General features: G+C 73.3%; 19 protein-coding genes. 15 read left to right on the forward strand and 4 right to left on the reverse strand.

What is annotated here, in order from left to right; genetic code table 11:
• Positions 1–195 precede the first annotated feature (195 nt).
• The 7 genes from AC3A3L_RS02600 to AC3A3L_RS02630 are packed head-to-tail and all read left to right on the forward strand — an operon-like array spanning position 196 to position 8,723.
• Entirely contained in the window at positions 196–1,296 is a 1,101-nt protein-coding gene (locus tag AC3A3L_RS02600) for a heme/hemin ABC transporter substrate-binding protein (protein WP_487638477.1), read from the forward strand.
• Positions 1,293–2,417 (forward strand): FecCD family ABC transporter permease, encoded by a 1,125-nt coding sequence (locus tag AC3A3L_RS02605; RefSeq protein WP_487638478.1) that lies wholly within the window; start codon positions 1,293–1,295, stop codon positions 2,415–2,417. Before AC3A3L_RS02600 ends, AC3A3L_RS02605 begins: the two co-directional genes overlap by 4 nt.
• Positions 2,414–3,319, forward strand: a complete 906-nt coding sequence (locus tag AC3A3L_RS02610; RefSeq protein WP_487638479.1) for a heme ABC transporter ATP-binding protein — start codon at positions 2,414–2,416, stop codon at positions 3,317–3,319. The genes AC3A3L_RS02605 and AC3A3L_RS02610 overlap by 4 nt, the downstream gene beginning before the upstream one ends.
• Entirely contained in the window at positions 3,313–4,497 is a 1,185-nt protein-coding gene (locus AC3A3L_RS02615; protein WP_487638480.1) for a hypothetical protein, read from the forward strand. The genes AC3A3L_RS02610 and AC3A3L_RS02615 overlap by 7 nt, the downstream gene beginning before the upstream one ends.
• On the forward strand, positions 4,494–5,837 hold the full coding sequence (locus tag AC3A3L_RS02620) for a hypothetical protein (protein WP_487638481.1): 1,344 nt from the start codon (positions 4,494–4,496) through the stop codon (positions 5,835–5,837). Before AC3A3L_RS02615 ends, AC3A3L_RS02620 begins: the two co-directional genes overlap by 4 nt.
• Positions 5,834–8,035 carry an Ig-like domain-containing protein gene (locus AC3A3L_RS02625; RefSeq protein ID WP_487638482.1) on the forward strand — a complete coding sequence of 734 codons (2,202 nt, stop codon included), beginning with the start codon at positions 5,834–5,836 and terminating at the stop codon, positions 8,033–8,035. Before AC3A3L_RS02620 ends, AC3A3L_RS02625 begins: the two co-directional genes overlap by 4 nt.
• Before the next feature lie 10 nt (positions 8,036–8,045).
• A complete protein-coding gene (locus AC3A3L_RS02630; protein WP_487638483.1) occupies positions 8,046–8,723 on the forward strand; it encodes a biliverdin-producing heme oxygenase in 678 nt (225 codons plus the stop codon).
• A 53-nt stretch (positions 8,724–8,776) separates the two neighbouring features.
• On the opposite strand, the gene AC3A3L_RS02635 is transcribed toward AC3A3L_RS02630, so the two are convergent.
• The gene (locus tag AC3A3L_RS02635) at positions 8,777–9,421 is read right to left on the reverse strand and encodes an MOSC domain-containing protein (RefSeq protein WP_487638484.1); all 645 of its coding nucleotides are present in this window, start codon (positions 9,419–9,421) and stop codon (positions 8,777–8,779) included.
• Between the two features lie 174 nt (positions 9,422–9,595).
• On the opposite strand from AC3A3L_RS02635, the gene AC3A3L_RS02640 reads away from it, so the two are divergent.
• Positions 9,596–9,718 carry a hypothetical protein gene (locus tag AC3A3L_RS02640; RefSeq protein WP_487638485.1) on the forward strand — a complete coding sequence of 41 codons (123 nt, stop codon included), beginning with the start codon at positions 9,596–9,598 and terminating at the stop codon, positions 9,716–9,718.
• Between the two features lie 3 nt (positions 9,719–9,721).
• Here AC3A3L_RS02640 and AC3A3L_RS02645 read toward each other — a convergent pair whose 3' ends face one another.
• On the reverse strand, positions 9,722–10,093 hold the full coding sequence (locus AC3A3L_RS02645) for a VOC family protein (RefSeq protein ID WP_487638486.1): 372 nt from the start codon (positions 10,091–10,093) through the stop codon (positions 9,722–9,724).
• A gap of 59 nt (positions 10,094–10,152) precedes the next feature.
• Here AC3A3L_RS02645 and AC3A3L_RS02650 point away from each other — a divergent pair, with 59 nt between their 5' ends.
• From AC3A3L_RS02650 to yidC, 5 genes are all read left to right on the forward strand, one after another.
• Positions 10,153–11,814, forward strand: coding sequence for a phospho-sugar mutase (locus AC3A3L_RS02650; RefSeq protein WP_487638487.1), 1,662 nt, complete (start codon positions 10,153–10,155; stop codon positions 11,812–11,814).
• Between the two features lies 1 nt (position 11,815).
• Complete coding sequence (locus AC3A3L_RS02655; protein WP_487638488.1) at positions 11,816–12,955, forward strand: right-handed parallel beta-helix repeat-containing protein; 1,140 nt, start codon at positions 11,816–11,818, stop codon at positions 12,953–12,955.
• Positions 12,956–13,115: 160 nt separating this feature from the next.
• Entirely contained in the window at positions 13,116–13,559 is a 444-nt protein-coding gene (locus AC3A3L_RS02660; RefSeq protein ID WP_487638489.1) for a hypothetical protein, read from the forward strand.
• An 86-nt stretch (positions 13,560–13,645) separates the two neighbouring features.
• Entirely contained in the window at positions 13,646–13,921 is a 276-nt protein-coding gene (locus AC3A3L_RS02665) for a hypothetical protein (RefSeq protein ID WP_487638490.1), read from the forward strand.
• Between the two features lie 55 nt (positions 13,922–13,976).
• Positions 13,977–14,774, forward strand: a complete 798-nt coding sequence (gene yidC / locus AC3A3L_RS02670) for a membrane protein insertase YidC (RefSeq protein ID WP_487638491.1) — start codon at positions 13,977–13,979, stop codon at positions 14,772–14,774.
• Here yidC and AC3A3L_RS02675 read toward each other — a convergent pair.
• Complete coding sequence (locus tag AC3A3L_RS02675) at positions 14,764–15,705, reverse strand: NAD(P)-dependent alcohol dehydrogenase (protein WP_487638492.1); 942 nt, start codon at positions 15,703–15,705, stop codon at positions 14,764–14,766. The genes yidC and AC3A3L_RS02675 overlap by 11 nt on opposite strands.
• An 81-nt stretch (positions 15,706–15,786) precedes the next feature.
• Here AC3A3L_RS02675 and AC3A3L_RS02680 point away from each other — a divergent pair, with 81 nt between their 5' ends.
• On the forward strand, positions 15,787–16,443 hold the full coding sequence (locus AC3A3L_RS02680; RefSeq protein WP_487638493.1) for a TetR/AcrR family transcriptional regulator C-terminal domain-containing protein: 657 nt from the start codon (positions 15,787–15,789) through the stop codon (positions 16,441–16,443).
• Here AC3A3L_RS02680 and AC3A3L_RS02685 read toward each other — a convergent pair.
• Positions 16,427–17,047 (reverse strand): hypothetical protein, encoded by a 621-nt coding sequence (locus AC3A3L_RS02685; protein WP_487638494.1) that lies wholly within the window; start codon positions 17,045–17,047, stop codon positions 16,427–16,429. The two genes, AC3A3L_RS02680 and AC3A3L_RS02685, sit on opposite strands and share 17 nt — an antisense overlap.
• Before the next feature lie 78 nt (positions 17,048–17,125).
• On the opposite strand from AC3A3L_RS02685, the gene deoC reads away from it, so the two are divergent.
• Positions 17,126–18,103, forward strand: coding sequence for a deoxyribose-phosphate aldolase (gene deoC, locus AC3A3L_RS02690; RefSeq protein WP_487638495.1), 978 nt, complete (start codon positions 17,126–17,128; stop codon positions 18,101–18,103).
• Positions 18,104–18,110: the final 7 nt, after the last annotated feature.

Below are 18,110 nucleotides of genomic sequence, written 5' to 3' on the forward strand. Positions count from 1 at the left end.
TGCGCACCGGCTGCGAGGGCGCGCCAGCCGTCAGGCGCGCGAGGGGCCCAACGGTCGGAGATCTGCGTCGAGCGGTCCGGCGCACCTCCCAGCGACACGACGTCTCACAGCCCGACACCCGGCGATGCATGCCTCGACGACCAAGGTTAGGCTTCGCTTACTTAGGTAAGCCTAACCAAAGGTAAAGAGGTTGTCGTGCTCCGCTCCTCCTGTCGCACCGTGCTCGCGACGTGCGTCGGCACCGTCGTGCTGCTCGCCGGGTGCGCCCCCGTCGGGTCCCCGGCGTCGTCCGATCGCGGCATCGCCGGCGACGTGCCTCCCGTCTCCGACGTCGAACCACTGGCCGACCCCCGCTCCTGGCACGGCGTGGTCGACATCGCGCTGCCCGACATCGAGATCGAGCCGGTCGCCGACGACCCGCAGCCGCAGCTCCCCGTCACGGTCACCGACGCGCAGGGCACCGAGGTGACCGTCGAGGACGCCTCGCGGATCCTCGCGCTGGACATCTACGGCACGTTGTCGCAGACCGTCTTCGAGCTCGGCCTCGGCGACCGGGTCGTCGGTCGCGACATCTCCTCGCAGTTCGACGAGATCGCCGACCGGCCGCTGGTGACCTCCGACGGTCACGAGCTCAACGCCGAGTCGATCCTCGCGCTCGACCCGACCGTCGTGCTCACCGACACCTCGCTCGGCCCGTGGGACGTGGTGCTCCAGCTCCGCGACGCCGGCATCCCCGTCGTCGTCACCGACTCGCACCGCGGCCTCGACAACCTCGCCTCCCTGACCAGCCAGGTCGCCGACGCCCTCGGCGTGCCGGCGGACGGCAGGAGGTTGGGCAAGCGGATCACCGGTGACGCCGAGGCGATGGAGGACGCGATCTCCGGAGTGGTGCCGAAGGACATCGACGACCGTCTGCGAACGGTCTTCCTCTACGTCCGCGGCAGCTCGGGCGTCTACTACATGTTCGGCCAGGACTCCGGCGCCGACTCCCTCATCGAGGCGGTCGGCGGCTACGACGTGAGCCGCGAGATCGGCTGGAAGGGCATGCGGCCGCTCACCGACGAGGGCCTCGTCGCGGCGCAGCCAGAGGTCGTGCTGATGATGAGCAAGGGCCTGGAGTCCGTGGGCGGAGTCGACGGCCTCCTCGAGCGGTTCCCCGCGCTCGCCCAGACCCCGGCCGGCGAGAACGAGCGGGTCGTCGCGATGGACGACGACCAGGTCCTCAGCTACGGCCCGCGGACCGACGAGGTGCTCAACGCCCTCGCCGTGGCGCTCTACGCGCCGGACTCGCTGTGACCGCCCCGGTCGTGCCGGCCGCGCAGGCGAGCGCGAGCAGGCCCCCTGCTCGCGACGGTGCCGCCCGTCTCCCACGTGTGCGTCGCCGCTCGGTCGGCCTCACTGCCTTCCTGGTCGTCCTCACCGCCGCGCTCGTCGTGGCGCTCGCGGTCTCCGCGGGGTCGGGACAGCTGCCGATCCCGGTCCACGAGGTCGCCGGCTCCGTCCTGCACCGCCTCGGCCTCGACTGGCTGCCGATGCCCACCCACCCGCGCGGCGACGACACCCTCTGGACGGTCCGCTTCCCGCGCGTCGCGATGGCCGCGCTGGTCGGCGCCTCGCTCGCCGTCGCCGGCGCGCTCATGCAGGGCGTGTTCGGCAACCCGTTGGCCGAGCCGAGCATCGTGGGCGTCTCCTCCGGCGCGGCGGTCGCCGCAGCCGCGGTCATCGTCCACGGCCTGACCTTCGCGGGCAGCTGGACCGTCGCGGTGGCCGCGTTCGCGGGCGGCCTCCTCACCACGCTGCTGGTCTACGCACTCGCCCGCTCCGACGGCCGCACCGAGGTCGTCACCCTCGTCCTCACCGGCATCGCGGTCAACGCGGTGGCGGGCGCACTGCTGGCCATGCTGATGTTCCTCGGCGACACCCAGGCACGCGAGCAGATCGTGTTCTGGCAGCTCGGCAGCCTCAACGGCAGCCGCTGGCCCTACGTCGCCGTCGTCGCCCCGTTCGTCGCAGTGGGCGTCGTGCTTGCCCTGGCCAGCGCCCGCAGCCTCGACCTGCTGGCCCTCGGCGAGCGCCCAGCCCGCCACCTCGGCGTACACGTCGAGCGGCTGCGGATCGGGCTCATCGTGGTCGTGGCGCTCCTCACCGCCGCCGCGGTGTCGTTCTGCGGGATCGTCGCCTTCGTCGGCCTCGTCGTCCCCCACCTCGTCCGGATGGTCACCGGGCCCAGCCACCGGCTGGTGCTCCCGGCCTGCCTGGTCACCGGCAGCCTCGTGCTCGTCGTCGCCGACCTCGCCGCGCGCACGCTCGTCGCCTACTCCGACCTGCCGCTCGGCATGCTCACCTCGCTCGTCGGGGGCCCCTTCTTCTTCTGGCTCATCTGGCGCACCCGTCGCACCTCCGGGGGCTGGGCATGAAACTCACCCCACGACGTTCTTCTCCTCCCCCGCTTCGCTCCTCCGTCGAACAACGCCGCGGGGACCCCGAGTCCGCCGCGAGCCACCTGCCCACCGTGCAGGCCAGGGGCATCACCGTCTCCTTCGGTTCGCGTCGCGTGCTCGACGGCGTCGACCTCGAGCTGCATGCCGGAGAGGTGCTCGCCCTGGTGGGGCCCAACGGCACGGGCAAGTCGACCCTGCTGGCGGTCGTCGCCGGCGACGTCGAGCCTGAGGCAGGCACGGTGACGGTGCAGGGCCGCCCGGTCCGGGAGTGGCGGCTGCAGGCGCTGGCTCGCGAGCGCGCGGTGCTGACCCAGGAGCAGCGGGTCTCCTTCCCCCTCCCGGTGCGAGACGTGGTCGAGATGGGCCGTGCGCCGTGGCGGGGTCGTCCCGAGGAGGACCTCGACGACCTCGAGGTCACCGCAGCCATGGAGACCGCCGAGGTGGGGCACCTCGCCCTGCGGGCCTTCGGCTCGCTGTCCGGTGGTGAGAAGGGCCGCGCGGCCTTCGCCCGCGTCCTCGCCCAGCAGACCGGTGTGCTGCTGCTCGACGAGCCGACGGCCGCGCTCGACATCGGCCACCAGGAGACGCTGCTGACCACTGCCCGCCGGCGCGCCGACGCGGGTGCGGCGGTCCTCGTCGTGCTCCACGACCTGACCCTGGCGGCCGCCCACGCCGACCGGATGGTGCTGCTGGAGGAGGGCCGGGTCGCCGCCCGCGGCACTCCCGGCGAGGTGCTCGACGCTGCACTGCTCAGCCGCGTCTACCGCCACCCGGTCGAGGTGGTCGCCCACCCGCGCACCGGCGACCCGGTCGTCCTGGCCGACCGCAGCGCGGTCGCCCGACCCGTCGACGTACCGAACCAGGAGGCCCCGTGCTGACCCTTTCCCGCCTCGCCGCCACCCTCTCCGCCACCCTGGCCGCCGCCCTCGTCCTCACCGCGGCCGTGGCGGTCGCCCCGCCCGCGACGGCCGCGGCGCGCGTCAGCGCGACCAACGACGAGGGAACCTCGGTGGCCGCCACCGGTCGCGCGACGACGTTCACCCTGCGCGGCTCGGGGTTCCAGTCGATCAAGGGCGGCTTCGGTGGCGTCTACGTCGCCTTCGGCTGGGTCCGCGACCCTGCGGGCGGCGGCTGGCGGCCCTCGAAGGGCGGCATCACCGGCCGCGACTACCGCTACGTCCCCGACTCCGAGAGCGAGGACAACGCCGGCTACCTCCGCTTCGTCGCGTTCCCGGGCAGCTCCACAGCCGGGGAGGCGCAGGCCGTGATGTCGGGCAGCGGCTCGTTCTCGGTCTCGCTCACGGTGCCGGGGCCGACCTTCAGCGCGGTCGACCGCAACGGCGCCGCCCTCGAGGTCGACTGCCGCAGGGTCACCTGCGGCGTGATCACCTTCGGCGCCCACGGGGTGAAGAACGCCAGCAACGAGACGTTCACCCCCATCCGCTTCGAGGAGCCGTACGACGACAGCTCGACCGGCGGCTCCGACGAGGGTGCGACGACCGGGGAGAAGCCGTCCGACGGCGGCGCGAGCACCACGACGCAGGCGCCCCCGACGGGCTCGTCCGGCACCACCACGAAGGGCAGCACGACCGTCCGGCGGGGCAAGCCGTCGGTCAGGACCGAGCGGACCACGGCCCGGGCCGGGCGCGCGCTCGCCTTCACCGGCAGCGGCTTCGAGCCCGGCGAGCAGGTGCTCGCCCTCCTCGACGACGGCGAGGTCGCCCTCGGCCCGCTCGTCGCCGGCAGCGCCGGGGAGGTCGCGGGCGTGATGGCACTCCCCGTCGAGCTCGGGACGGGCACCCACCAGCTGCGGCTCATCGGCGCGGCCTCGGGCGCCCGCCCGAGCGAACGGTTCCCGGTCCGAGCCGCGGGGACGACCGCGGCCCTCGACACCGAGCCGTCCGCCGCGACCCAGGAGCGCGACGTCGCGGCGATGGCGTTCGTCGGCGTGGCTTCGCTCGCGCTGGTGGCCGCGGTCGCACACCTGCTGCTGCGCCTGCGGCGGCGGGCCCGGCGTACCGCCCCGGCAGCGACCCGGCGGGAGGTGACGGCATGAGGGCACGCTTCGCCGCCGGCGCCCTCACCGGGGTGCTGGTCGTGCTCCTCGCCGCGGTCGCCCCGTTCGTCCTGCTCGCCGGACCGGCGCAGGCCGGCACCGAGCCGTTCACCGTGACCGGTGCCCAGCTCCGCTGGGGCATCAACAACGAGTCCAACAACCGCGCCTTCGCCCCTGGCACCTACAACTTCTTCTCCGCCGGCGTCGTGCCAGACCCGGGCAAGGGCGGCACCACGCTCGCCCAGAAGGACTGGCTCGCCGAGTCCGGCAACGTCCGCATCGAGAAGCAGCAGGCGGACGGCACCTACGCCACCGCCACCTGGGCCGGGCTGACCACCGCCCCCGACGGCACAGGGATCGCGTCCCCCACCAGCGGCCGCTTCACGAACCACCAGGTCGAGGTGGGCAACGGCACCGGCTCGGTCGACCCGGTCACCGGCTTCGCCGACATCACGTGGCAGGGCTCGTTCACGGTCCTCTACTACTCCGGGATGAGCTATCTCACGGTCACCGATCCGACGCTCGCCGTCACGCCCGAGCGGGCCCAGCTCACCGCGACGCTCAGTGGCTTCGCCTCCGACATGGACGACCAGACCCAGTGGAACCCACTGCCGCCCACCCAGGTCGTGCTCGCCGACCTGCCGCGCGGCCAGGTCGACCTGGCCTCGGCCGACGGCTTCGCCAGCACCCCGGCGTACCTCGGCGTCGGCTGGCAGCCGCCCACCGACGAGGCCGCGCAGGTCGGCGGCCAGTGGAAGGGGGCCTTCCCCGCGAGCTTCCTCGACTTCGTCTCCAGCGCCGGGACCGCGGGCTACTGGTACTCCACGGGCGGCGCCACCGACCCCTACAAGCCGCCCCTGCCGTTGACCGTCAGCTGGGCCGGCGCTCCCGTCGCCACCCCGACCGCGTCCGCACCGGTGCGACCGACGGCGACCACCAGGCCCACCACGAAGCCGACGACGAAGCCGACCCCGAAGCCGTCCCCCGCACCCTCGACGTCACCGACGCCGTCCTCGACGTCCGACGGGAGTCCCTCCGCGGGATCCACGCAGGCGCCGGGCGCGAGCACGTCGACCGACCTCGACGGCTCGGACGGCTCGGTCCCGACGGGCGCGGGCGAGTCCCCGGACGGCACCGACCCCGCGGCGTCCGTCGCCCCGGCCGTCCAGCCCGTGCTGGTCTCGGCCACCACCAGTCCCCCCACGACGGCCGCGCCCGCGGCCGCCGACACCGGGTCCCACGCCCTGTGGTGGCTCGGCTGCGTGCTGCTGCTCGGAGCGCTCGCGACCACCCTGATCAGCACCTCCCTGGTCAGCACCTCGTTGGAAGGAAAGAGATGAAGCACGCGCACAGCGGCACACGCCGCTCGGTGGGCACCGTCGCCACACTGGCCCTGATGGCCGGGACGACCGCCGTCCTCACGAGCCCGGCGCCCGCCCGGGCAGCCGTCACCACGGTGACGAACGCCGAGCTCCGCTGGGAGCTCAACAAGGAGAGCATCTCCGGCGCCTACGCGCCGGGCACCTGGAACCTGTTCTCCGCGGGCAGGCTCGGCAACCCGGGAGCGGGATCGCAGACCCTCACCAGCAGCGACCAAGGCGCCACGTGGTCCAACGGCGCGGCCGCCGGCTGGCGCAACACCGAGGGCAACGTCACGGTGCTGGACAAGCAGGCCGACGGCAGCTACGCGCCCACCACGTGGGCGGGCGCCCGCCAGAACGCCGCCGGCCAGAGCTCCAACACCGCCGGCACCACCTCGGAAAACCTGCTGTCCCTGCGCAACGGGACCGGTTCGGTCGACCCCGTCACCGACACCGGCACCGTGCAGTGGGACGGCGACTTCACGGTCGTCTACTACTCCGGGATGTCGTTCTTCCACGTCTCCGACCCGGAGCTGAGCGTCACGAACGGCACCGGGGAGCTCACCGCGACCCTGAGCGGCTACGGCTCCGACATGGACGACCCGTCCCAGTGGGTCGAGCTGCCCGCGACCGAGGTGACGCTCGGCGACCTCACCGGCGTCGACCTCACCCCCACCGGCCTCACGGTGACCCCGACCTACCTCGGCGTCACCGTCACGCCGCCGGCCGGCAGCCCGGCGCAGGCGACCGGCACCCCGACCGCCGGCTCGTTCCCGCAGTCGTTCGTCGACTTCCAGGGCCGGGTCGGCACGGCGTCGTACTGGTACTCGAGCGGTGGCGGGGCCGACTCCCGGAAGCCGACCACCCCGCTCACCGTCTCGTGGAGCGAGCCCGGCGCGGCCAGCGTGTCCGTCTCCGACACCACCCTACTGCCGAACGGCGCCCAGCAGGTCACGGTCGAGGGCACCGGGTTCGACCCCGCCCTGGCCACCGGCGTCCGCCCGCCGCTCGCCGGTCGGCCCAGCGGCGCCTACATCGCCTTCGGCCGCTATGCCGACGTGTGGAAGCAGTCCGTCGGGGCCCCGTCCTCGGCACGGGTCAACGCCGGTGGAGCCGGCCTCAGGTGGGCGGTGCCTGCCGCCGAGATGGAGACGGTCGGTGGTGCAGCTGCGGGGGCCGTCGAGCTGCGTCCGGACGGCACGTTCACAGCGACGCTGACCGTCGACAAGGCCGTGGTCGACGCGAAGACGAGCACCGGCAACTACGGCATCTACACCTACCCCGGGTCCGGCGCCGTCCAGGCCGCCTACGAGACCTACACGCCGATCACCTTCGCCAAGGTCTCCCCGACGGTGTCCATCACCGCCGGCAACGCGACGTACGGCGCCGACGTGCCGGTGAGCGTGTCCGTGACCGGCGACTCGAGCCCGACCGGTGCCGTCACGCTGACCGACGGACCTGCCACCGTCGGCACCGCCACCCTCGTCGACGGCAAGGCCTCCTTCACCCTGACCAGGCCCACCGCTGGCACGCACGAGCTCGGGGTCGCCTACGCCGGTGACGCCAACACGGAGGCGGGCGGGACCACGAGGTCCCTCTCCGTCGCCAAGGTCGTCCCGAGCGTCGGCGTGACCGCGGCGGGCGGTCAGGGCGGCGCGGCCGTCAGCGTCCGGGTCACCGTCCCGGCCGACGCGACCGGCACCGTGGCGCTCAAGGAAGGCACGAGCACCCTCGGGACCGCCGCTGTCGCCGGAGGGACCGCCGTGTTCTCCGTCCCCGGCCTGCCCGCAGGCGAGCACGCCCTGGTGGCGTCGTACGCCGGCGACGAGAACCACGAGGCGGCCTCGGGCACCGTCCGGACCACCGTCACCACCGCACCCGCGGTCCACGAGCCGGTGAAGGGCGTCGCCAAGGCCACATGGGGCACGAAGCCCACCGCCGGCAAGCGCGGCACGGTCGTCGTGAAGGCGAGCGAGCTCGCGTCCGGCAAGGCCGAGGTCGTCGTGCGCACCGCCTCGGGCAAGAAGGTGAAGGCGATCAGCAAGCGGATCGCGGGCGGCAGGGTCACGGTCAGGCTGCCCAGGCTCGTGAGGGGCCGCTACACGCTCGTCGTGAAGGTCCCGGGAAACGACGCCGTCCGCAGCGCGAAGGTGACCCGCACCTTCCGGGTCAAGTGAGGACACCGCCATGACGATGCTCGACCACGCCGCACCCGTCGCGGCGCCGCTGTCCACCGCGATGCGGGAGGGCTCCCAGGAGGCCCACACCCGCGCGGAGGGCTCGGCGTTCATGTCCGAGCTCACCTCGGCTCGCGTCAACGCGCTCGGGGTGCGGGACTACCTCCTCAGGTTCCGCGAGGTCTACCGCACGATGGAGGTGCTGGGCGCCGAGCTCGCCTCCTCGCCGGCAGTGGCCGCGGTCGTCGACCCGGCGCTCGACCGGTTGCCCGCGATCGAGGAGGACCTCGCCTACTGGGCCGACGTGGCAGGCGCTCCGGCGCCGGCGGTGTTCGACAGCCCGGCGACCGACGCCTACGTCGCCCGCCTGCTGGAGGTCCGTGGATGGGCGCCGCTCTTCGTGGCGCACCACTACACGCGCTACCTCGGTGACCTCTCGGGCGGTCAGGTCATCGGCCGGGTGCTCGACCGCGAGCTCGGGCTGCACGGCCGCGGTACGGCGTTCTACGCGTTCCCGGGCATCCCGAAGCCCAAGCCCTACAAGGACGGCTACCGTTCCCGCCTCGACGGGCTCGACCTGTCGGCCGCGGAACGGGCGCGGGTGGTCGACGAGGTGAGCGTCGCCTTCGAGCTGAACCAGGCGATCTTCACCGAGCTCGGTGACGACCTGGCGCGCTATCGCCGCTGAGCATTCCGGTGGATCGGCCGGGGTCCGGTCGGCGCCTCGAGCGCCGGCCGGGCTCACTGGCGTCGCGCGAGCCAGTCGTGCTCGACCTGCGGCAGCAGCCCCGAGGCCAGGAAGGTCGCGGCGAGGTCCCTGTCGCCCATCAGGGCGCGGAAGTACATCGGCAGGGTGAGCCCGTGGCCCGGCCGGTGGACCACCTCGACCGGGTCGCCCGCCCGGACCGCCCCGGGCTCGAGCACGGCGAGGTAGGCGCCGGTCAGGCCGCGCTCGGCGAAGCGGCGTACCCACGCCCGCTCGGCCATGTGCTTGGCGAACGTGGCGCACGGGATGCGCGGTCCGGTCACCTCGAGGAGGGTGTCGCCGACCCGCCACTGCTCCCCCACCTCGGCCGTGTCGACCTCGACCCCGACGGTCGTGAGGTTCTCCCCGAACATGCCGTCGGGCAGGTCGCGGCCCAGGTGCTCGCCCCACCAGTCGAGCTCCTCGCGAGCGACGGCGTAGACCGCCTGGGTCGTCCCGCCGTGGTGCTTGCGGCTGATGACGGCGTCGCCGACGACTCCGCTGCCGAGCCCACCGCGCTTGGGCCCCGGGTCGCGCACCTCGATCACGTCGACCGGGCGCTTGTGGATGCCGCTGGGCCGCTTCAGCCCCGGGACCGGCTCCGCCGTGCCGGAGTTGACGGAGCGGACGACGGCAGGCACGCGGAGAGGCTAGCCGTCAGGAATCGTTGGACCCGAACCGCGGGGGTCGAGGTTCGCGGGGCTCGGGCGCGCAAGGATCCTGGAAGATCGATGTCACTGGGCGACCTCGATGTTCCACGATCTCCTGGTGGACGCCGTTGAGGACGCCGTTGAGAACCTCAGGCGCCATCAGGGATGAACCCGGCCTTCACGGAGAAGCTACTCGGCTTCCCGTCATTCAAGACGTTCGTCGAGTCGAGGTCCGCCTACGTCGAGTCCAAGGCGGACGGCAACGGCCAACTGCTCCGCTTGGCCTGACCCTCAGGAGTCGCCGGTGTGGCAGACGGCCTCGATGTTGTTGCCCTCGGTGTCGCGGACGAAGGCGCCGTAGTAGGCCTCGTGGTACTCCGGCCACAGGCGCGGCTCGTGGAGCGACTCGGCACCGGCGGCCAGCGCCTCGGCGTGGAAGGCGCGCACGGTGGCGGCGTCGGGGGCCCGGAAGGCCACGTGGACCTCGCGGTTCGGACCGACGCCCTCGAAGGTGCTGAGCCAGAAGTCGGGCCCCTCCGTGCCGTAGCCGATGGCCACGTCGAAGTCCATGACCCGTCGGTGGCCGAGGACCCCGAGGACGCGGTCGTAGAACGCCGCCGCGCGCGTCAGGTCGGTGCAGTTGATGCCCAGGTGATCGATCATGCGCCGATCGTGGCACCGCCCACCGACGCCGTCACCTCCCGTGGGGATAGCGTGCGTCCATGACCGCGCCGACCGACCAGACCACACTGCTCGACGCGGCCCGCGCCTGGGCCGCCGAGGACCCGGACGAGCAGACCCGCGCCGAGCTCGAGGCGCTCGTCGCCGCGGCCGAGCGGGGCGAGGAGACGGACCTCGCCGACCGGTTCGCCGGCACCCTCGAGTTCGGCACCGCGGGCCTGCGCGGCGCGCTGGGCGCCGGCCCCAACCGGATGAACCGGGTCGTGGTCACGCGCGCGGCGGCCGGCCTGGCGGCGTACCTGAAGGACACCGGGCACAGCGGTGGGACGGTCGTGATCGGCTTCGACGCCCGCTACAACTCCGACGTCTTCGCCCGCGACACCGCGGAGGTGATGACCGGTGCCGGGTTGAAGGCCCTCGTCATGCCCCGCACCCTGCCCACCCCCGTGCTCGCGTTCGCGATCCGCGAGCTCGGCTGCGCCGCCGGCGTGATGGTCACCGCCAGCCACAACCCGCCGCAGGACAACGGCTACAAGGTCTACCTCGGCGACGGCAGCCAGATCGTCCCGCCCGCCGACGTCGAGATCGCCGCCCGGATCGCCGCCGTCGGCCCGCTGGCGGACCTCCCCCGTGGCGACGCCGGCCGGGTCGTCGGCGAGGAGATCGTCGACCGCTACCTCGACACGGTCGCCGGCCTGGCCGAGGACGGCCCGCGCGACCTGCGGATCGTCTACACCCCGCTCCACGGCGTCGGCGGCACGACCGTCGCGCAGGTGCTGGAGACCGCAGGCTTCGACGCCCCGCACGTCGTCGAGCAGCAGGAGCACCCCGACCCGGACTTCCCGACCGTGTCGTTCCCCAACCCGGAGGAGCCGGGCGCGATGGACCTCGCGATGGCGCTCGCCGCGGAGCAGAGGGCCGACCTCGTGGTCGCCAACGACCCCGACGCCGACCGGTGCGCCGTCGCGGTCCCGGACGTCCACGGGTGGCGGATGCTGCGCGGCGACGAGGTGGGCGCCCTGCTGGCCCACCACCTGATCGCCCGCGGGCGACAGGGCACCTACGCCAACTCCATCGTCTCCTCCAGCCTGCTCGGCAAGATGGCCGCCGCGGCCGGGCAGCCGCACGAGGAGACGCTCACCGGGTTCAAGTGGATCGGCCGCGTCGAGGGCCTCGCGTTCGGCTACGAGGAGGCGCTGGGCTACTGCTGCGACCCCGAGCACGTCAAGGACAAGGACGGCGTCTCGGCGCTGCTGCTCGTGTGCGAGCTCGCGGCGCAGGCCAAGGCGGAGGGACGCGGCCTGACCGACATCCTCGACGACATCGCCCACGAGCACGGCCTGCACGCGACCGACCAGCTGTCGGTGCGCTTCGACGACCTCGCCGCCATCCCGGCCACCATGGACCGGCTGCGTGCCACTCCGCCCACGACGCTCGGCGGCCTCGCGGTCGAGCAGGTGGAAGACCTCTCCCAGGGCTCGGCCGCCCTGCCGCCCACCGACGGGCTGCGCTACACGCTGGCCGAGGGCGCCCGGGTGATCGTGCGGCCCAGCGGCACCGAGCCCAAGGTCAAGTGCTACCTCGAGGTCGTCATCCCGGTCGAGACCGGGGACGGCGGTGGGGCCGACGCGGCGCGCATCTCCGCCGCTGGCCGGCTCGACGCGATCAAGGCCGACCTGCGGGGCGCCGCCTTCGGGGGTTGACGTGCGCTCGACCGCGCTTGTCCTCGCCCTCGCCGCCGGCCTGCTCAGCGCTGCGCCCGCCACGACGTCGTACGCCGACACGGCTCCGCGCACCTGGCGCGTCGGGCCCGATCGCGAGCTGACGACGCCCAGCGCGGCCGCGGCGGTCGCCCGCGACGGCGACACGGTGCTGATCGACCCGGGCACGTACTCGGGTGACGTCGCGACCTGGACGCAGGACGACCTCACCCTGGCCGGTGACGGTGGGCGCGCCCACCTGCGCGCGGACGGCGCCGACGCCCAAAACAAGGCGATCTGGGTGATCGCCGGCGACCGCACGCGGGTCGACCGCATCGAGCTCAGCGGCGCTGCCGTGGCCGACCGCAACGGCGCGGGCATCCGGCAGGAGGGCACCGACCTCACCGTGACCCGCAGCTGGTTCCACGACAACGAGAACGGCATCCTCACCGGCGCCGATCCGGACAGCGACATCGTGGTCCGACGGTCGCGCTTCTTCCGCAACGGCTTCGGTGACGGGTACTCCCACAACCTCTACGTGGGCACCGTCCGCTCGCTGACCGTCACCGGCAGCTGGCTCTCGCGCGCCGACACCGGTCACGAGCTCAAGTCCCGCGCGGCCCGCAACACGATCGTCGCCAACCTCATCAGTGACGGAGACGCGACTGCGAGCTACTCGATCGACCTGCCCGACGGCGGGCTGTCGCTCGTCGCCGGCAACGTCGTCGTCCAGGGCCCGCGCTCGGAGAACCCTGCCCTCGTGTCGTACGGCGCCGAGGGGCTCACCAACCGCAGCCGCACGCTCTGGGTGGTCAACAACACCTTCGTCAACCGACGCACCTCCGGCACCTTCGTCGCGCTCGCCGAGGGGAGCCGCGCCCACCTGCGCAACAACCTGCTCGTCGGACCGGGCGACCTCACGTCGAGCACGGCCGACGCCCGCGCCAACCGTCGCGTCGGGCTCGGCGGCTTCGTGGACCCCTCGAGGGAGGACTTCCGGCTCACGGCATCGTCACCGGCCGTCGACCGCGGGACCCGCGTGCCGCCTCGCTGGCGGGCGCGCCTGCACTACGTGCACCCGGCACGCGACGGCCGCCGGCCGGTGGTCGGTCGCACCGACCTCGGCGCCTACGAGCTCCCCTGATCCCGGCCGCGGGCCGTGCCCCAGCGTGGGCGCGTGCGCAGCCTCTGGCCGGTGCCGGGACCGCTGTCGGACTTGCGGGGAGGAGGCGCATGATGGACGGAGGCTCGGGTACGAGTAGGCGCTGGCGACGACGCGGAGCAGGACAGTGGTGAGCGGAGCGATGGACGCAAGCACAGGATCAGGCACGAACGGCGGCAACGGCCCCCGCCGCCGACTGGCGGGCGACGTGCTGCGGGCGAGTCGATCGCTGCGCGCCTGGTCGGCCGGGCTCCGGGGCTGGAGCCAGAGCACGCGACGCAACGCCCGGGCCCGGCGGCTCCAGACCGCAGAGCTGCGCCGGTCGTGGGACGAGGTCTCGAGGTGTGCGACCCTCGAGATAGCCGCCCAACTGCCGCGCGACGACCCCATGCCGACGATCGGTCCGGTGCGGACGTCCGAGATGGTGGCAATCCTGGTCGAGTCCCACGGTCTCGGTCCGGCTGCTGCCGCCCGCTCGGTGCTCGAGGGCCTCCGGATCGCGGGATACCCCGAGGACGACGACGACGTCTCGGCAGCCGACGCGTTCGACATCATCGAGCGTGCGGTCTTCGGTCTCCACCCCTGACCGCCTCCTGGATCTGCTCTCGCTGCACCGCGACCAGGGGCCGCACTCCGGCACGCGCTCATCCTGACCCGGCTACGCTGGTGACCATGGTCCGGTCCGTGGTCGTCGCGCTGGCGTCCTTCGTCGCCGCCGTCGCGCTCGCGCCGACGGTGTCGACCATGTCGGCCGAGGCGCTCGTCGTGCTGGCCACGGTCGCCGCCGCCACCACCGTCATGGGGGTCCACGGCCCCGCCGTGGTCCCCGACGCGACGCTGCGCCTGCTCCTGCCACGCCGCCGCGCCGTCGACATCCCGCTCGTGCTCGCCGGACGGACCACCGACGTGGTCCACCCGGTGCGCCCGCGCGCTCCTGGACGCGTCTGACCCGTCGCCCCGCGCGACGTCGTACAGACCCGACCACTCGATCCAGGAGACACCCATGTCACCGCTCGCCCCGCTCAAGCACGCCCTGTCCGCCGTCCTCGCCACCACCCACGACGCCCTCACCGCCCTCGGCGCCTCCCCCGACTCCGCCGTCACCTGGGTGGTCGGCATCGCCTCGCTGGTCGTCCTCGTGCGGCTCCTGCTGCTGCCGTTCGTCGTCCACGGCGTGCGCCAGGCCCACGCCGGCGCCCGGGCCCGTCCTCATCTCAAGGGCATCTCGGAGCGCTACCGCGGGCGCACCGACGCCGAGAGCCTGCGCGCCCTGATGGACGAGCGCCGAGCCGTGTCGGCGGAGCACGGCGTGAGCCGGCTGGGCTGCCTGCCGGTGCTGGTGCAGCTGCCGGTGTGGCTCGCGCTCTACCACCTCGTCTCCGAGGTGGCCCACGGCACGGCCGTCGGTGCGATGGGACCGGAGCTGGTGTCGTCGTTCGGCGCCGCCTCGGTCGTCGGGGTCTCGCTCGCCGGCCACGGCTACCTCGGCTCCGGTGGCGTCCACCTCGCCGTCGTGGCCGGACTGGCGATGACCGCGGCCGTGGTGTCGTACGTCACCCAGCGCTTCGTGGTCGCGCCCAACACCTCCGTCGAGGGCATGCCGGAGGCGATGGTCGCCGCGCAGCGGATCATGCCCGCGATGTCCGCCGGCGGGATGCTGCTGGCAGGAGGGGTGGTGCCGGTCGCACTGCTCGTCTACTGGGTGTGCAGCTCGACGTGGACGCTCGGCCAGTCCGCGGTGATCGCGCGCTGGTGGCCCACGCCGGGGACGGCCGCCGCCGCGCGCCGCGTCATGGCGTGACGACGAGGTTGCCGACCTTGCGCCCGGAGTCGACGACACGGTGAGCCTCGACGATGTCGGCCAGCGGCAACGTCTGCCCGACCACCGGTCGCAGCTCCCCCACCGCGAGGCGTTCGAGCAGCCAGGCGAAGTGGGCGGGGTCCTCCGGGGAACCCCCGGCGCGGACGTTCCCACGGGCGAGGACGGTGTCGACGAGGCCCGCGACGGCGAGCACCAGCACACCTGACGGCGTGAGCAGGCGACGGCCCGAGCGCCGGTCGAGGTTGCCGACAGCGTCGAGCACGACGTCGTACGTCGTCGACAGGTCGTGGACCGACGTCCCGGTGTGGTCGACCACCTCGTCCGCCCCGAGCGAGCGCACGAGCTCGGCATTGCGCCCGCTGCAGACCGCGGTCACGCGCGCGCCGGCCAGGTGCGCGACCTGCACGGCAGCCGTTCCGACCGCGCCGGACGCACCGTTGACCAGGACGCGCCGGCCGGGCGCCACCACGTCGCCCAGGAAGTGGCGCGCCGTGCTGCCGCCGAAGAGGACCGCTGCCGCGTCGTCGTGCGAGACGCCGGCGGGCACGGACGTGAGCCGGTCGGCGCGGACGGCCGCGAGCTCGGCGTGCGCACCCATCGCCATGCCGGTCATGCCCGCCACCTCGTCGCCGATCGTCACGCCCGTGACGCCGGGGCCCAGCGACTCGACCGTCCCGGAGTAGGCGACGCCGAGCACCTGCCGGCGCGGGCCGCGCCACCCGAGGGCCAGCCTGCCCGGCACCGCGAAGCCGCGCGGGAACCGGCACCCGCGGATCCGGGCGTCGCCGGAGTTGACGGTCGTCGCCCGGACGCGCACGACGACCTGGCCCTTCCCGGCGGTCGGATCGGGGAGGTCCTGCACCGAGACGACCTCCGGCGGTCCGTACCGCTCCACGACTGCTGCCTTCACGACCACTCCTGCCTTACGGCTGTAAGCCTGATGCGTCGAGAGTAGCCTTACACCCGTAAGACCGGCACCCGAGGAGGCCACTTGTCCAGACCACCGCTGTCGCGGCAGCGCGTCGTCGAGGCCGCCGCCCGTGTCGCCGACATCTCGGGCCTGGCCGGGGTGAGCATGCGCACCGTCGGGCGCGAGGTCGGCGTCGAGGCGATGTCGCTCTACCACCACGTGGCCGGGAAGGAGGCCCTCCTCGACGGCCTCGCCGACTGGGTCTTCGAGCAGGTGGCACTGCCGGTGGCAGGCGCCCCGTGGCGGACCGAGATGGAGGCCCGCGCGCACTCGGCGCGCCAGGTGCTGGCCGCCCACCCGTGGGGACTCGGGCTCCTCGAGTCGCGACGCTCCCCCGGCCCGGCCACCCTGGGCCACCACGACGCGGTGCTCGGCTGCCTGCGATCGGCGGGCTTCTCCGTCGCGCTCGCCGCGCACGCCTTCTCGGTGCTCGACGCCTACACCTACGGGTTCGTCCTCACCGAGGTGAACCTGCCCTTCGAGCCCGGGGAGTCCACCGAGGACTTCGTGAGCTCGCTCGGAGGCGTGCTCGAGGCCTATCCGCACCTCGCCGAGATGGTCACCGAGCGTGTGTCCGGCCGGGACTACGCCTACGGCGACGAGTTCGACCACGGGCTCGCGCTCGTCCTCGACGGCCTCGAGCAGTGGGCGACTGACGAGCTCAGAGGAAGAGGCTGACCACCAGCACGAGGGCGGCCGCTGCGATGAGCCCGAGGGGCACCAGCGCGGGCTCGCGGCGTACGGCGTCGGGCAGCGCCCGCTGCTCCTGCGAGCCGGCGGTCACGCCGGCGCGCTCACGGGCGGCGTCGACGAGCTCGCGGAGCCGGTGCTCGGCCCAGTCGACGTAGGGCATCCCCTCCCGCGGTCCGTCCTCGGACGAGGCCGCGGCGGACGTGGCCCGGCGCGACATCATGGACTTGCGCCAGGTGCGGCCCAGCACGGTGCTGACGAAGCGCCGGTCGCCGGCGCGGACCGCGAGCACCTGTCGCACGGCCAGCTCCTCGACGGCCGCCAGCCGGATGTGGACCGTCTCGCCGAGGTTGCGCATCACCAGGTGCTCCTCGGTGGCCCACAGCGCCGGGCGCAGCATCGCCGCCCACGCCAGCACGCCGACCACCAGTGCCACACCTCCCACCCAGCCCGGGAAGCCGTCGTCCAGGTAGGCGACCATGGCGACCACGAGCGCGACGCTCAGGAGCACGGCCATCCACCCGGTGACCCGCCCGCTGGTGGGCTGGAACCGCTCCACGACGGCCTCGCCGTCGTCCTGCAGGCGTGCCATGTTGTCCTCATCGTTTTGGGCAGACATTGGCCCCCTGCGGATTGCCGGGGGCGTCCGGCCCAACTCTATGCTGGGTCGGTGACACCCACTGCCAGCTCCACGGCGAGCACGACCTCCTCGCACGCCGTCTTCGACGACGTCGTGCGCTCGGACTCCTCGCTCCGCCGATTCCTCCACGGTCTTCCGGGCGTCGACCAGGTCGGGTGCGAGGCCCGCGCCGCCGGTCTGGCCACCCGGTCGATCAAGACCACCTCGAAGGCGTACGCCATCGACCTGGCCATCCGGATGGTCGACCTGACCACGCTCGAGGGCCAGGACACCCACGGCAAGGTCCGCGCGCTCGCGTCCAAGGCGATGCGTCCCGACCCCGCCGACCCGACCTGCCCGCCCACCGCGGCCGTCTGCGTCTACCCCGACATGGTGGCCACCGCCAAGCAGACGCTCGGCGACAGCGGCGTCCACGTCGCGGCGGTCGCAACGGCGTTCCCGAGCGGTCGCGCGGCGATGGACATCAAGCTCGCCGACACCCGCGACGCGGTCGAGGCCGGCGCCGACGAGATCGACATGGTCATCGACCGGGGTGCGTTCCTCTCCGGGCGCTACCTCGAGGTCTACGAGGAGATCGCCCAGGTCCGCGAGGCCTGCGGAGATGCCCACCTCAAGGTCATCTTCGAGACCGGCGAGCTGCAGACCTACGACAACGTCCGCCGCGCCAGCTGGCTCGCGATGATGGCCGGTGGCCACTTCATCAAGACCTCCACCGGCAAGGTGCAGCCCGCCGCGACCCTCCCGGTCACCCTCATCATGCTCGAGGCGGTCCGCGACTTCCGCGAGCAGACCGGGCAGATGATCGGCGTCAAGCCCGCCGGCGGCATCAAGACCACCAAGGACGCCATCAAGTACCTGGTCATGGTCAACGAGATCTGCGGCGACGACTGGCTCGACCCCGACTGGTTCCGCTTCGGCGCCTCCACGCTGCTCAACGACCTGCTCATGCAGCGCACCAAGATGACGACCGGCCGCTACTCCGGTCCCGACTACTTCACGCTGGACTGAGGCACAC

This window comes from Nocardioides sp. Soil_C_8 (assembly GCF_057656315.1).

Coding starts and splice junctions, on each gene's coding strand:
- AC3A3L_RS02610 (WP_487638479.1), top strand. CDS start 2,414: ATGAAACTCACCCCACGACGTTCTTCTCCTCCCCCGCTTCGCTCCTCC.
- AC3A3L_RS02620 (WP_487638481.1), top strand. CDS start 4,494: ATGAGGGCACGCTTCGCCGCCGGCGCCCTCACCGGGGTGCTGGTCGTG.
- AC3A3L_RS02625 (WP_487638482.1), top strand. CDS start 5,834: ATGAAGCACGCGCACAGCGGCACACGCCGCTCGGTGGGCACCGTCGCC.
- AC3A3L_RS02630 (WP_487638483.1), top strand. CDS start 8,046: ATGACGATGCTCGACCACGCCGCACCCGTCGCGGCGCCGCTGTCCACC.
- AC3A3L_RS02640 (WP_487638485.1), top strand. CDS start 9,596: ATGAACCCGGCCTTCACGGAGAAGCTACTCGGCTTCCCGTCATTCAAG.
- AC3A3L_RS02645 (WP_487638486.1), bottom strand. CDS start 10,093: ATGATCGATCACCTGGGCATCAACTGCACCGACCTGACGCGCGCGGCG.
- AC3A3L_RS02650 (WP_487638487.1), top strand. CDS start 10,153: ATGACCGCGCCGACCGACCAGACCACACTGCTCGACGCGGCCCGCGCC.
- AC3A3L_RS02660 (WP_487638489.1), top strand. CDS start 13,116: ATGGACGCAAGCACAGGATCAGGCACGAACGGCGGCAACGGCCCCCGC.
- AC3A3L_RS02665 (WP_487638490.1), top strand. CDS start 13,646: ATGGTCCGGTCCGTGGTCGTCGCGCTGGCGTCCTTCGTCGCCGCCGTC.
- yidC (WP_487638491.1), top strand. CDS start 13,977: ATGTCACCGCTCGCCCCGCTCAAGCACGCCCTGTCCGCCGTCCTCGCC.
- AC3A3L_RS02685 (WP_487638494.1), bottom strand. CDS start 17,047: ATGGCACGCCTGCAGGACGACGGCGAGGCCGTCGTGGAGCGGTTCCAG.